The sequence below is a fragment of the Ancylomarina sp. 16SWW S1-10-2 genome, from assembly GCF_009669305.1.
Classification (GTDB): Bacteria; Bacteroidota; Bacteroidia; order Bacteroidales; family Marinifilaceae; genus Ancylomarina.
The window spans coordinates 1-404 of record NZ_SADB01000285.1; the positions used below are offsets into that span (position 1 = coordinate 1).

The 404-nt window shown below is 41.8% G+C and carries 1 pseudogene; it reads left to right on the forward strand.

What is annotated here, in order from left to right:
- Nucleotides 1–117, forward strand: a pseudogene (locus tag EMN46_RS19255) (biopolymer transporter ExbB); the annotation flags it as partial.
- Nucleotides 118–404 lie beyond the last annotated feature (287 nt).

The following is a 404-nucleotide window of genomic DNA, read 5'->3' on the forward strand; positions in this document are numbered from 1 at the left end:
TCCAGCATAAGCGGCTACATGATACCCACTATCGCCATCGGCATTGCCTCTGCATCGTTCATTCATATATGCATCCTTGTTTTCCAACTATATAATTTGACCAGAGAACAAGAATAACCCGGCCTCAGCGCCGGGTTTTCTTTGCCTCACGATCGCCCCCAAAACACATAACCAATTGTATTTATTGAAAAATAAATAGATACAACTCACTAAACATAGCAATTCAGATCTCTCACCTACCAAACAATGCCCCCCTGCAAAAAATAAATTCATATAAAAAACATACAGATAACCATCTGCGGTGATAAATTATCTCTGGCGGTGTTGACATAAATACCACTGGCGGTGATACTGAGCACATCAGCAGGACGCACTGACCACCATGAAGGTGACGCTCTTAAAAA